This window comes from Martelella sp. HB161492, from assembly GCF_013184775.1.
In the GTDB taxonomy this organism is placed as follows: domain Bacteria; phylum Pseudomonadota; class Alphaproteobacteria; order Rhizobiales; family Rhizobiaceae; genus Martelella.
Genome location: NZ_JAATVV010000001.1, coordinates 119967 through 132708, shown reverse-complemented (window position 1 = coordinate 132708; position 12742 = coordinate 119967). Strand labels below are relative to the sequence as shown.

The window sequence follows — 12742 nt, the reverse complement described above, 5'->3', positions numbered from 1 at the left end:
GCCGATTACGGCAATGCGCGTTTCAGCGCTTCCACAAGCAACTCCGGATCGCCCGCGATCCGGAGTTTTTTCATGCGCGAAGTCTCGCCGCTGACAATGCTGACCAGAGATTTGGCAATTCCCAGCCGCTTGGCGGCAAGCGCGATCAGCGCCTTGTTGGCCTTGCCTTTTTCGGCAACGGCGCTGACGCGCGCCGCCAGATAGGCATTTCCGGCGGCATCCTCGCGGATACCGTCGAGACTGTCCCGGCCGCCATTCGGCGTCAGCCTGATGGCGATCTCGATATGGTCCTTGGCAAGGGTGAGGGCGCTCAGCCCATGCGGGCGAAGATCGGCCAGATCGAGCTCCACATCAGGACGCGGATGAAATAGATGGCGATCAGCACGATGACCGGCGAGATATCGATGCCGCCGAGATTGGGCAGGATATTGCGGATCGGGCGATAGACCGGTTCCGTAAGATTGTAGAGCATGCGACCGACGGTGTTGATGAAACCGTTGGAGGCGTTGACGATGTTGAAGGCGTAAAGCCAGGACAATATCGCGCTGGCGATAATGATCCAGGTGTAGAGATTCAGCACAAGATCAATCGTCTTGAATAGCGCAAACATATATCGGTCTCCGGTTCCAGCTTGACAGTCATTTAGACATTAGCGACTTAACGGACAAGGGTTGCTGGTTCCTTTCGCTGGAATTCCGTTGCAATTGGCATTTTGCGCGCCCGGCAACGCCGCCCGCTGGCTTCGGCCTGACAGTGATGGAAACCGTGATGCATTCTTCCGAACCCGGCGCTCGTTTCGCCGCCTTCAAGCATAAATCCTACGCCCGTTTTTTCTTTGCACGCTTTCTCGGGACCTTCGCGATCCAGATCGTGTCGGTATCGGTCGGCTGGCAGATGTATGACCAGACCGGCAGCGCGCTCTATCTCGGTCTGATCGGCCTGTTCCAGTTCCTGCCGGCGCTGGTGCTGACGCTTGTCACCGGCACGGTTGCCGACCGCTATAACCGGCGCGCCATCGCCGCACTCTGCTTTGCCGTCTCGAGCGCCTGCGCGGCGACGCTGCTCGCGATCACACTGACGGGAAGCTTCTCGCCTTTTCTGGTTTTCGCCGTGCTGCTGGTGTTCGGCATCGAACGCGCCTTCATGAACCCGGCCATACAGTCGCTGGCGCCAAATCTTGTACCGGCAAAGGATCTGGCCAACGCAATTGCCTGGAATTCCTCGTCCTGGCAGACCGCATCCATTGTCGGTCCGGTGGCGGGCGGCCTGCTTTATGGCGCTGGTGCCTCGCTTGCCTATGGCGTGGCGCTTGCCTTCTTTGGTGGTGCCGCGCTTTTGATGCTGTTGGTTGCCAAGCCGGCCCAGCATTCAGCCGCCGGTGCGGTAACCAAGGAAACCATTCTGGCTGGCTTCCGCTTCATCTGGGGCGAGAAGGTCGTGCTCGGGGCGATCTCGCTTGATCTGTTCGTCGTGCTGCTTGGCGGCGCCGTGGCGCTGATGCCGATCTTCGCCCGCGATATTCTCGATCTCGGTCCCTGGGGGCTCGGCCTGCTGCGTGCTGCACCCGGTATCGGCGCGATTGTCGTGGCGCTCATGCTGGCGTCGTTTCCGATCCGCCATCACGCAGGTCATTTCATGTTTTTCGGTGTCGCCCTGTTCGGCGCTTCGACGGTGGTGTTCGGCCTGTCGCACGTGGTCTGGCTGTCAATCGCGGCTCTGGTGGTCATGGGGGGCGCCGATATGGTGTCGGTCTATGTCCGCGAAACGCTGATCGCGCTGTGGACGCCCGATGAGGTGCGCGGCCGCGTCAACGCCGTCAATTCTGTCTTCGTCGGCGCGTCGAACGAGCTTGGCGAGTTCCGCGCCGGTTCGATGGCATCGCTGATCGGTGCCGTTCCGGCCGTTGTCTTCGGCGGCATCGGCTCGCTGGTCGTGGCGGGGCTGTGGGCCGCGCATTTCACCAGGCTCAGAACCATTGACAGCCTTGATGCGCCGGATCACATCCACCAGCAGTGAGGCCGGCCGGCTATGAGGATGCGGCACGCGGAGCCCGCTGAAGGCTCGCCGCTTCGTCCCGGTTGAAAACCACATCGAGGAAATCGCACAGCCAGGCTTTCAGCGCGCGGTCATGCAGCATGCGGCCTTCCAGATGCTGAATGCCGGGTTGCGCCCTGGGCAGGGTGAAACGCGAGGAGCCGCGCACGACCCAGCTATGCATCATCATCCGGGTCAGCTCGGCATGGAACTGCACGCCGTACGCATTCTCGCCGTAGCGGAAGGCCTGATTGGGGTAAATGTCACCCTCGGCCAGAAGATCGGCGCTGCGGGGAAGCTCAAAGCCTTCACGATGGAACTGATAGACCATCTTCGGCCATTTCATCATCAGCCGGCCCTTTTCGGTCGGGCGGACCGGATACCAGCCGATTTCCACCGAACCATCGCCATTGCCGCCAACGCTGCCGCCGATGTGGCGGGCAAGCATCTGCGCTCCGAGGCAGATGCCGAGAAAGGGGCGGTTTTCCCTGAGCGGGACTGACAGCCAGTCGATCTCGGACCGGACGAAATCATCACCGTCATTGGCGCTCATCGGTCCGCCGAAAATCACTGCGCCGCTATGGCGTTCCAGCGTGTCGGGCAGGCTCTGGCCAAGGGCCGGGCGGCGAATATCGAGGGCATAGCCCTTCTGCATGAGGATCTGGCCAACGCGGCCAGGCGTCGAACGTTCCTGGTGGAGGACGATCAGGATCGGTCGGCGATGCTCACTTGTCTCCGGGATCCCCGGCATGCATGTCTCCTTTGGTCTCAAGTCCGGCGCGCTGCTTTGCGGCCTGGCGTTCCAGCACACGGTCGCGGTCGGAAACGCCCATCAGTTCGGCAATCCGCCAGACCACATTATCTTCGATTTCACTGCGTGTCCCGTCGGCATAGGCGATGTCCCACAAGAGGCTGATCAGTCCGATGCGCTGTTCCTCGTCGAGATGGCGTTTCACATCGGATGTGAAGCGGTAGAAATCGACGGCCTCGCTGCCCGCCGCCTCGCCGGCCTCGATCAGATCGTCGAGGCTCTCGCCGTCAATGCCGTATTTGTCCGAAAGAAGATCGCGGAGCCGCTTCTGTTCGCTGTCGCTGATCCGGCCATCGGCTTCCATGACCTGAAAGCACAGCGCAACCACGGCGATGCGGGCATCATCAGGTTGCTGCTGCCTGCCGCCTTCATCGCCTGCCATTTCCTGAAGAAAGCGACTGATCTTTTCAAACATTCCGGTCATGTCCTGCGTTTTTCATCAACTAGAGCGCGATTGGGCCAAAAAAGAGGCTCTTTCCCTGCCACCATCTCATATAATTCTTGATTTTCGTCAAACTAGAATAGCCCCAGTTTCTTCTTTGGCGCCACTTCAGATGGCTTTCCGGCCTTCACCCCCGGATCATCCGGCGCCCGGCCACCAAAGGGGGTTGTCGGCGGATCGTCGGCAACCTGCTTTTCGCCAGCAATATCGGGTGCGGACGGTTCTGACGTCCCGGTCGCATCGGCGTCGTCGGGCATATCGTCAATGACCACCGGGGGCTTCTGCGCGATGATTCCTTCGTCCGCCGTTTCTGCGGTTTCCGCGTGCTCGACAATCACGAGCGGTTCTGCTGCCGCAGGCGCGACGGCGGCCGTCTCTTCGCTGGCGTCGTCTGCCACGGTCGCACCGGTGTCAGCCTCACCGGTCTTCTCGGTCTCGGCCCGGCGGCCGCCGACCGGCGGCAGGGTCTTCAGTGCGGCATCGAGGCGCGACGCCTCGGCCTCTTCGACCGGGCCGTCAATCTCGCCATAGGGGACTTTCCACTGGAAGGCGTCGAGCTTGCCGCTGGTGGGGGAGAACGGACGCCAGGTTTCCGATACGAGCCCGTCAGCAACCCAGGTCGGGTCGCGCGATGCTTTCAGCGCCTGGGCCATCCAGTGGCGGATCCGGCCCTGATCCGCCGTTTCTGCCTCTTCAATGTCGGCGAGCAGCAGGAAGGCGCTTTCCTGCGGCAACATGCGCGCGGCCGCTTCGGCCTTTTCGCGGGCTTTGGAAAATTCGCGCGCATCAAGGGCTGCGCGGGCGACGGCCATCATCGCGATGGCATTATTGGGCTTCAGCGTTTCCAGCTTTTCCGCCCGCTTCAGCCGGTCGGTGGCCGTATCGCCGCCGCGGGCGCGGACATAAAGGGCGGCGACCTGCGGATGCGCTTCCTTTTTCCATACCGCCTCAAGCACGCCCGCCGATTTGCGCAGATTGTCCTGGGCAAGATAGGCCTTGGCGGCGACGATGGCGGCGGGGTGGAAGTCGTCGCGAAGCTTCAGCGCCTGCAGGGCGTCGGCAAGGGCGGCCTTCGGGTCGTCATTCAGCTTCGTTTCGGCGCGGGCTGTCAGGATGACAGATTTCAGCCGGGCGGTTTCATCCTTTTCCATCACCTTGGCGACGCGCTGCTGGTCGATCAGCCGCAAGGCATCGTCCCAGCGGCCCTGGCGCGAGCGGGTTTCAAGCGTCGCCTTGGCGGCCCAGGTCAGATAGGGCGCCTTGTCGGCGGCGCGTTCGGCATATTGGCGTGCGGCCTCATCGGCGCCGGCGCGGCGGGCCTCGAGATAGAGGCCGCGCAGGCCGAGTTCCTCCGTTTCGGGATCGTCGACCATCGCCTCAAACAGGCTGCGGGCCTTGTTGTGATCACCCTCGATCAGGGCCACCTGGGCATCGAGAACATGGATCAGCGGCTCCTGATCGGCACTCAGCAGGGCATGGGCGCGCGCGCTCATCTTGCGTGCCATGACGAGATTGCCGGAGCCTGCCGCGATCAGGCCGGTGGAGATTGCCTGATAGCCGCGATCCCGCTTGCGGGCGCGGAAATAGCGGCGCGCGGAATGCGGCGAGGTCCAGATGGCGCGGATCAGCCACCAGATCAGCATGATGATGAAGATCAGCGCCACCAGCATGGCGAGTGCCGTGGTCAGCGGGGTCTGGAACAGCTGACCCTGCCAGTTCAGGGACAATTCGCCGGGCCGGTCGGCAAACCAGGAGAAACCGAGGCCGAAGCCCAGAACGACAAGCGCAAAAACAAGCAGTCTGGTCATGGGTTTGCTCCTGTACCGGTTTCGGCGGCGTTTGCCGCGTCGGCGTCGGCGCCTGCGGTGACAGGTTTTCCGGCGCTCGCGGCATCACTCAGCATCTGGCCAAGCAGACCCTCCGCCTTGATGCGGGCGTCAAGCGCGGTCTTGAAATCCCGGGAGGCGTCCTGACCGGCTGCCGGCAGAGCTGACCATTCCTTGGCGGCGGCCTGAAGCTTGCCGGTTTCAAGATCATTTTCGATCCGTGCGACGATAGCCCCGGTCGAGCTGCCCTCGACATCGCCGACGGGGCGAATGCTGATGAGGTGGCGGGCCGAGTTCCAGAGCCGCGTCGTCACGCTTTCATCGGCAGGCGGGGCATCGGCGGCATTGATGATCGGCGTTGCCAGCGTTTCGAACTGAGCGAGAAGTGCATCACGGGTGGGAATACCACTGGCGGCAAGGCTTTTCAGCGCGCTGAGCGCGGGGTCGTCCGGCGCGACGCTGGCATAGGTCTGCAACTCGCTGGCAAAGCTGCCGCCCCGGTCAATCGCGGCCTTCAGACCCGCTGCGGCAATCGCGCGGGCAATCATCAGCTCCTTGCCGGGATCATTGACTTTCTTGTCAAGCGCGGCGACCTGGCTCTCAAGCTTGCTCAGCACATCGCCCTGTGCCTGCTCGGCCTGAGACTGATTGGCAAGGCTGGTTGCATTGGCCTGGACCGTGGTTGACAGCGTGGCAAGATCGGCTTTCAGCGCTTCGACGGTCTGACCCGGGACACCGCTGCCGCCGGTTGGACGCGATGACAGATCAGCGATTTTCGCGTCCATCGTGTCAAGGCGGCCGCCAAGGGTTGAAAGGGCGGTCTGTGCCTCGGCAGGTGCTGCAGCAAGCGAGGCCTTCACTTGGGCCAGATCGCTTTGCAGCGCCGCAATGCTGGCGGCGGTTTGTGAATTTGCCTGTCTGTTGCCGGGCGTGCCGAGGAAACCTGCATATTGCAGGGCGCCGGCGCAGGCGAGCGCGACGATGCCGCCGGCGATGCCTGCGGCCAGATAGGCTGCAGCTCCGGGGGCTTTGGCTGGCGCGGCTGGCGCCGGGGCGACCGTTTCAGGCTTTTCCGGTTCGGATGCGGTTGTTTCTGCCTTGGCCGCATCAGCTTCGCTGGGCATGTCCGTCTCCTCCGTTTCAGGTTTTGTCGGCGAAGGGCCAGCGTCACCATTGCCGTGGCGATGGATCGCGGCGGCAATATCGGCCATGGCGGCCTTCACATCCTCCTCGTTTTCGCGCGGCTTCACCGGGGCAGGCTCGGCACCCGTCTCTGCTTTTTCATCCTGTTCGGGTCGCGATGATTTGTCCGAAACCATGATAACCTCTCTCGCGCTGGTCGGTTGTAAGTTAGTGGCCGACTGGCGTTAAAGAAAGGTTTTTGTTTGCAATCTTTCCAGACTTCGTTTCCCGCTGAAGCGCTTATCCGCCTTCGGCGAGAAGCGCAAAAAGCGCCGTTTCCTGCTTTGTTTCAGCAACCAGCACCCGGTTTGGAAGATCTTTCGGGATTGCGGCGGCGATCTGGGCGCTGAGGCAGGCGAAGATCATGCTCTGCCTGTCCGGCTGCGCGATTTCGCTGCCGAAGACCGAGAAAAAGCGTTCGGCGGTGGCCTGAGAGTAAAAGGCGATCGCATCGGGGGCAAAGCCATCAAGCAGGGCCGCGCGGTCTTGCCCGCCAAAATCGACCGGCATCATGCGATAGGCGATCACGGTTGTCGTCTGCAGCCCGGCCTGCGCCAGAGCTGCTTCGAAGGTTTTCGCGTGCGGCTCACCCGCAAGATAAAGCAGCGCCGGTCCGTCTCGCGCGACAAGGCCGCTGGCAATGACCGTTTCGGCCAGTCCCAGGCCATCGCCTGGCCCGGAGATGATCCGGTGAAAGCCTGCCTGTCCGGCGGCCGCTGCCGTCGTGTCGCCAACGGCAAAGAGGGGTCGCGACAGGATGTCGCGGTTCACCTCTGCCAGCACCAGCGCCTGAACGGCCTCGCTGCTGGTGACAGCCAGCGCCGTAAAGTCCGTGTCAAGCGCGGCACAAACGGCTGCGGGATCATGCTGGGGATATGTGAGCGCGATGTTTTCGGCCGCATGGCCGGCCGCCTCAAGCCGGGCGAGCGATGGCTGTGCGCGTCGTTCCGGTCTTGTCAGCAGCACGCGCATGGCGCTCAGCTCCAGCCGTCAAGAAATCCGGGCCCGGCCCGGCGGCGCAGCTCAGTGCCGGCCTCACGGCCGATGCGCGCGGCATCGCGGCGCGGACCCTCAGTGGCGACCTCGTGGCAGATGGTGCCATCTGGCGTCAGGATCATGCCGGAAAAGCGAAGATGATCCCCCGAGATTGTGGCATGACCGGCGATCGGCGTGCGGCAGGACCCGTCAAGCACGGCGAGATAGGCTCGCTCGCAGGTGACGGCATCAAATGTGTCGGGATCGTTGATCCTGGCCAGGAGCGATGCGATGCGCTCATCGTCCTCACGCTGCTCAATGCAGATTGCACCTTGCGCTGGTGCTGGCGGAAAGTCATTGACATCAAGGACTTGCGTTGCCCTGTCGGCGAGTCCGAGGCGGGCGAGGCCAGCAAAGGCCAGAAAGGTGCCGTCCACGTCGCCGGCGTTCAGCTTGTCGAGCCTTGTCTGCACGGAGCCGCGGAAAATGATGACTTCGATATCGGGGCGGAGCTTGCGGATCAGTGCCTGGCGGCGCAGCGACGCCGAGCCGACAACGGCGCCATGCGGCAGGTCGATCAGGCGTCCGGCGGTCTTGCCGATAAAGGCGTCGCGCGGATCGGCGCGCGGCAGGAAGGTCGAAAGGGTAAGGCCGTCGGGCAGGGTGGTTGGCATATCCTTGGAAGAATGCACGGCGAAATCGAGTTCGCCGGATGCAAGCTGGGCTTCCAGCTCCTCGGTGAAAAGCCCCTTTCCGCCGATCTCTGCCAGCGCGCGGTCCGTGATCCGGTCGCCCTTGGTCGAAAGCACGACGATCTCGAACATGTCGGCCCCAAGGCCATGCGCTTGCATCAGCCTGTCACGGGCTTCATAAGCCTGCGCCAGTGCCAGCGGGCTGCCGCGTGTACCGATCCGGAAAGGTTTCATTTGCATCCTGCACTCACCGTTGTTACCGGAGGGTTTCTAAAACGGAATGCGACGGACCGCAAACCATCGCTTGGAACCATGGAAAAAAACGTATTCTTTCTCGGGATCGAATCGAGCTGCGATGAAACCGCAGCGGCCATTGTCATGCGCCGGCCGGATGGCGGCGGTGAGGTGCTGGCCGATGTGGTGCTCAGTCAGCTGGATGAACATGCAGCCTTTGGCGGCGTGGTGCCGGAAATCGCCGCGCGTGCCCATGTCGAGGCGATGGACCGGCTGATCGCTGAAGCGCTGGAGCGTTCCGGCGTGGCGCTTGCCGATCTCGACGGCGTTGCTGCAACGGTGGGGCCGGGGCTGATCGGCGGGCTGATTGTCGGCGCGATGAGCGGAAAGGCAATTGCCTATGCGGCTGACAAGCCCTTTTACGGCATCAATCATCTGGAAGGCCATGCGCTCACGGCGAGGCTGACCAATGGCGTCTCTTTCCCCTATCTGATGCTGCTGGTTTCCGGCGGCCACAGCCAGATCGTGCTGGTCAGGGGTGTTGGCGAATACGAGCGCTGGGGCACCACGATCGATGATGCGCTGGGCGAGGCTTTCGACAAGACGGCGAAGCTTCTGGGTCTGCCCTATCCGGGTGGCCCGGCGGTGGAAAAGGCGGCTGAAACGGGCGATCCCGACCGCTTTCGCCTGCCGCGGCCGATGAAGGGCGAGGAGCGGCTCGATTTCTCCTTTTCCGGCCTGAAAACAGCGGTGCGCCAGGCGGCGGAGGCCGCTGCCCCGATGCGCGATCAGGATGTGGCGGATCTCTGCGCCTCGTTCCAGAAGGCCGTTGCCGATACGCTTTCCGACCGGATCTCGCGCTCGCTCAGGCGGTTTTCCGCGGAATATGGCGACAGCCAGCCCGAGCCGGCGCTGGTGGTCGCTGGCGGGGTTGCAGCAAATCGGGCGCTGCGCCAGACATTGACCGAATTATGCGGCAAACATGGCTTCCGATTCGTGGCGCCGCCCTTAAGGCTCTGCACCGACAATGCGGTGATGATTGCCTGGGCGGGGCTGGAACGGGAAGCGGCGGGCCAGCCCGCCGATGGGCTGAAGATTGCGCCGCGTCCACGCTGGCCGCTGGATCAAAATGCGGTCGCGCTGATCGGCAGCGGCCGGAAAGGTGCCAAGGCATGAATGAGACAAAAAAGACTGTGGTGATCGGTTCCGGCTCGTTCGGAACAGCGCTGGCGGCGGTTTTCGCGCGTGAGGGCGAAGATCAGGTGACATTGCTCGGCCGGGATGCGGCGCTGATCGAAACGCTGAAGAAAACCCGCATTCACGAACGCTCCCTGCCGGGTGTGCCGCTGCCGGACGCGCTGATCTTCACCAATGATGCCGAGGTTCTGCGCACCGCCGATACGGTGGTGGTTGCTGTTCCTGCCCAGGCGCAGCGCGCCGCCGCACGCTATTACGGGCCTTATTACAGCGAGGATGCGGTCATCATTTCTGCATCCAAGGGGATCGAACGGTCGACCGGACGACTGATCACCGATGTCTTGAACGAGGAATTGCCGCATCACAGTGCCGGTGCGCTGTCCGGGCCGGGCTTTGCCCGTGATCTTGCCACCGGCAAGCCGATCGCCATGGCCCTTGCCTTCCGCTCGCGCCAGATCGCGCGTGATACGGCTGAAATCCTCTCGGGCAAGACCTTCCGCATTTATGGTTCCGGCGATCCCGTTGGTGTGCAGATCGGCGGAGCACTGAAGAATGTGCTGGCCATCGCCTGCGGCATTGTCGAAGGGGCGGGGCTTGGGGAATCAGCACGGGCTGCGCTGATTTCGCGCGGACTTGCGGAAATGTCGCGGCTTGCCGTTGCCATGGGCGGCGAGGCGGAGACCGTGCGCGGCCTTTCCGGCCTTGGTGATCTGGTGCTGACCGGTTCGTCGCGCCAGTCGCGCAATTTCCGTTACGGCGTCCAGCTGGCAGAGGGGCGGACGGATGAAAATTCGGCACTGGTTGAAGGCGTCTTTTCTGCCTCGGTTGCCGCCGAACTTGCCGCCAGCCATTCCGTGCAGATGCCGATCAGCAATGCGGTCGCCCGTATTCTCGACGGCAAGCTTTCCATTCCGGCAGCGCTTGAGGAACTGATGGCGCGCCCGATCACCACCGAATGACGCATCAGGGAGAAAATCATGATCTATGCCGTGCTCTGCACCGACAAGCCTGACCATCTTTCCGTCCGTATGGAAACACGTCCGGCCCATCTCGCCTGGGTCGACAGGCTCAATGCCGACGGCATCTTGAAGATCGCCGGGCCGTTCCTGGATGACGAGGGCAAATCCTGTGGTTCGATGCTTCTGATCGAAGCCGGCAGTCAGGCCGATGCCGAAGCGCTTGCCGCTGAAGATCCCTATGCCAAGGCGGGGCTTTTCGCAAAGACGGAAGTGCGTCCCTTCAAGTGGCTCTACAACAATCCCGAGGAGGCGTGATCCTTTGGCCTACTGGCTTTTCAAATCCGAACCGTTCAAGTTTTCCTGGGAAATGCTGAAGGCCAAGGGAGCCGACGGCGAGGAATGGGATGGGGTGCGCAACTATCTCGCACGCAACAATATGCGGGCGATGAAGATCGGCGACAAGGGCTTCTTCTATCACTCCAATGAGGGGCTGGAAGTTGTCGGTATCTGCGAAGTCTGCGCGCTTGCGCACCACGATTCGACGACGGATGACCCGCGCTGGGAATGTGTCGATATCCGCGCCGTGACCGGGGTCCCAAAGCCGGTGACGCTGAAGGATGTGAAGGCCAATCCGAAGCTTGCCGAGATGTCGCTGGTCACCTCGATGCGGCTTTCCGTGCAGCCGGTGACCAGGGACGAATGGCTGGAAGTCTGCCGCATGGGCGGTCTCGACAATCCGCCGCTGGCGGATTAGCGCCGTTTCTCGAAAAGCGGATGCCGTTTTCAGCCGGGAAACGTGTAAAAATGGCGAGATAGAGCGCTTTCGCGATTCGCATAGAAGCGGAAACGCTCCGGCGCAGCGGCATGGAAAACGGTTTTGCTTTCCGCAAGGCACGATGCGCAGTTTCAACACGTCAGAGCGTCAGACCTGCATGCAGGTTCAGCCGACAAGGAGATAAGACCGTGAACGGGCATGGATATTCCGACAGTTACTGGATGCTGGCGCATTTCGGCGTCTGGCAGCTGGCCATTTTCTTTGTCTTCTGGTGGCTGATCTTTGGCTGGCCGGTGGCAAAGATCCTGCGGCGCATGGGCTTTTCCGGCTTCTGGGTGCTGCTCTGCTTTGTCCCGCTCGGCAATATCATCGGGCTTTGGGTCATGGCGACGACCCGCTGGCCGCGCGTTGACCGTGACTGAGGCCGGGTGCTCCGGTGCGAGACGCTGACCGCTTCATTCTCGACAATACCGATATTCTCGCCCCGCCGCATGTGCCTGAGATCCGGCTGCGGCTGGCCAGTGAGGTGCATGATCTCTGGCTGAAAACCGAAGAGGAACTGCAGGAGATCGGCCTGCCGCCGCCATTCTGGGCCTTTGCCTGGGCCGGTGGGCAGGGGCTTTCGCGCTATGTTCTTGATCATCCGACTGTCGTTGCGGGCAAGCGGGTCGTCGATTTTGCCTCCGGCTCCGGGCTGGTGGCGATCGCCGCAGCCAAGGCCGGTGCTGCCTCGGTTCTGGCTGTCGATATCGATCGCTGGTCAGCGTCGGCCCTGGCGCTGAACGCCGCGCTGAATGACGTCACGCTGGATATCGGCACGGACGATCTGATCGGCACGCGTCCCGACGCCGACGTGCTGCTCGCCGGCGATGTCTTTTATGACCGGGAATTTGCCGCAAGGCTTCTGCCCTGGTTCCGCGATCTGGCGGCGGACGGCGTGATGGTGCTGATCGGTGATCCGGGGCGGGCCTATCTGCCGAAGGCGGGGCTGGTCGCGCTCGCCAGCTATCAGGTGCCTGTCACGCGGATGCTGGAGGATAGCGAGATCAAGAATACCACTGTCTGGACTATTCAGTCGCAGAGCTGAGACTGACAGTGACAATTTCACTTGTAGTACATGTAGGGATTGCAGTTCGTTCCGGATTCACGTAATCCTATGGTTGTTTTTCTCGGGGGCGGCTCTGCTTTTAATGATCGCTATCGGCATCGTTGCGGCCACGTCAGCGACGCTCCTTTTCGGTGGCCTTTATCATCTCGTCTTTGGGCGGCTGCGGGTGCAGCTGGACGGCGCGGGGTTGACTGAAAGGCCGTCCGGTTGCCGCGCCCTCATACGGGACGCCGCCGCCAAACTGGTCATGGCCATCTTTCTCTCGGTTCTGCTCTACCGGCTCGGCCCTTCGGCGCTGACCTTTGCCGGTGGCATTGGCTGGTCGGTCTTTGCCGGTCTGGGGTTTGGGATCACCGCCATGGCTGCCCATCCAGGTCGTCACGAACGGCCTGTTCTCCTTTTTCTGCTTGATGCAGCGCAGTGGATCGGTTCGGCTGCGATCATGGGGGTCATGATCGGCTTCTTCCACTGATGCCGTTTTGACCGATGCTGTGGCGTTGCCGAACT

At 62.4% G+C, this 12742-nt stretch carries 16 protein-coding genes; 8 read left to right on the top strand and 8 right to left on the bottom strand.

Features of this window, described 5'->3' with window-relative positions; all coding sequences use genetic code 11:
* Window positions 1–5: 5 nt before the first annotated feature.
* Both HCK86_RS00600 and HCK86_RS00595 read right to left on the bottom strand, forming a co-directional pair.
* Window positions 6–350: a DUF167 family protein gene (locus HCK86_RS00600; RefSeq protein ID WP_348641029.1), complete on the bottom strand. Its 345-nt coding sequence runs from the start codon at window positions 348–350 to the stop codon at window positions 6–8.
* On the bottom strand, window positions 311–610 hold the full coding sequence (locus HCK86_RS00595) for a YggT family protein (RefSeq protein WP_141148734.1): 300 nt from the start codon (window positions 608–610) through the stop codon (window positions 311–313). The genes HCK86_RS00600 and HCK86_RS00595 overlap by 40 nt, the downstream gene beginning before the upstream one ends.
* A gap of 158 nt (window positions 611–768) precedes the next feature.
* Between HCK86_RS00595 and HCK86_RS00590 the strand changes: the two genes are divergently transcribed.
* Window positions 769–2016, top strand: coding sequence for an MFS transporter (locus HCK86_RS00590; protein WP_176082539.1), 1248 nt, complete (start codon window positions 769–771; stop codon window positions 2014–2016).
* Window positions 2017–2026: 10 nt separating this feature from the next.
* Here HCK86_RS00590 and HCK86_RS00585 read toward each other — a convergent pair whose 3' ends face one another.
* From HCK86_RS00585 to hemC, 6 genes are all read right to left on the bottom strand, one after another.
* Window positions 2027–2785 (bottom strand): glutamine amidotransferase, encoded by a 759-nt coding sequence (locus HCK86_RS00585; RefSeq protein ID WP_176082538.1) that lies wholly within the window; start codon window positions 2783–2785, stop codon window positions 2027–2029.
* Window positions 2760–3227 (bottom strand): TerB family tellurite resistance protein, encoded by a 468-nt coding sequence (locus tag HCK86_RS00580; protein WP_246739421.1) that lies wholly within the window; start codon window positions 3225–3227, stop codon window positions 2760–2762. The genes HCK86_RS00585 and HCK86_RS00580 overlap by 26 nt, the downstream gene beginning before the upstream one ends.
* A gap of 134 nt (window positions 3228–3361) precedes the next feature.
* Window positions 3362–5095: a heme biosynthesis protein HemY gene (locus tag HCK86_RS00575; RefSeq protein ID WP_176082536.1), complete on the bottom strand. Its 1734-nt coding sequence runs from the start codon at window positions 5093–5095 to the stop codon at window positions 3362–3364.
* Window positions 5092–6432 carry a mitofilin family membrane protein gene (locus HCK86_RS00570; protein WP_176082535.1) on the bottom strand — a complete coding sequence of 447 codons (1341 nt, stop codon included), beginning with the start codon at window positions 6430–6432 and terminating at the stop codon, window positions 5092–5094. Before HCK86_RS00570 ends, HCK86_RS00575 begins: the two co-directional genes overlap by 4 nt.
* A gap of 103 nt (window positions 6433–6535) precedes the next feature.
* Entirely contained in the window at window positions 6536–7267 is a 732-nt protein-coding gene (locus HCK86_RS00565; RefSeq protein WP_176082534.1) for a uroporphyrinogen-III synthase, read from the bottom strand.
* A 5-nt stretch (window positions 7268–7272) separates the two neighbouring features.
* Window positions 7273–8202, bottom strand: coding sequence for a hydroxymethylbilane synthase (gene hemC / locus HCK86_RS00560; protein WP_176082533.1), 930 nt, complete (start codon window positions 8200–8202; stop codon window positions 7273–7275).
* 72 nt (window positions 8203–8274) lie between these two features.
* Between hemC and tsaD the strand changes: the two genes are divergently transcribed.
* The 7 genes from tsaD to HCK86_RS00525 all read left to right on the top strand — a co-directional run bounded on the left by tsaD (window position 8275) and on the right by HCK86_RS00525 (window position 12707).
* Window positions 8275–9372, top strand: coding sequence for a tRNA (adenosine(37)-N6)-threonylcarbamoyltransferase complex transferase subunit TsaD (gene tsaD, locus HCK86_RS00555; protein WP_176082532.1), 1098 nt, complete (start codon window positions 8275–8277; stop codon window positions 9370–9372).
* Window positions 9369–10352: an NAD(P)H-dependent glycerol-3-phosphate dehydrogenase gene (locus HCK86_RS00550; protein ID WP_176082531.1), complete on the top strand. Its 984-nt coding sequence runs from the start codon at window positions 9369–9371 to the stop codon at window positions 10350–10352. The genes tsaD and HCK86_RS00550 overlap by 4 nt, the downstream gene beginning before the upstream one ends.
* An 18-nt stretch (window positions 10353–10370) precedes the next feature.
* Window positions 10371–10667 carry a YciI family protein gene (locus tag HCK86_RS00545; protein WP_176082530.1) on the top strand — a complete coding sequence of 99 codons (297 nt, stop codon included), beginning with the start codon at window positions 10371–10373 and terminating at the stop codon, window positions 10665–10667.
* Between the two features lie 4 nt (window positions 10668–10671).
* Window positions 10672–11106: an EVE domain-containing protein gene (locus tag HCK86_RS00540; RefSeq protein ID WP_176082529.1), complete on the top strand. Its 435-nt coding sequence runs from the start codon at window positions 10672–10674 to the stop codon at window positions 11104–11106.
* Window positions 11107–11315: 209 nt separating this feature from the next.
* On the top strand, window positions 11316–11549 hold the full coding sequence (locus HCK86_RS00535) for a hypothetical protein (protein WP_210259803.1): 234 nt from the start codon (window positions 11316–11318) through the stop codon (window positions 11547–11549).
* Window positions 11550–11563: 14 nt separating this feature from the next.
* Window positions 11564–12214 (top strand): methyltransferase, encoded by a 651-nt coding sequence (locus HCK86_RS00530; protein ID WP_176082528.1) that lies wholly within the window; start codon window positions 11564–11566, stop codon window positions 12212–12214.
* Between the two features lie 103 nt (window positions 12215–12317).
* Window positions 12318–12707 carry a DUF1761 domain-containing protein gene (locus tag HCK86_RS00525; protein ID WP_176082527.1) on the top strand — a complete coding sequence of 130 codons (390 nt, stop codon included), beginning with the start codon at window positions 12318–12320 and terminating at the stop codon, window positions 12705–12707.
* Window positions 12708–12742: the final 35 nt, after the last annotated feature.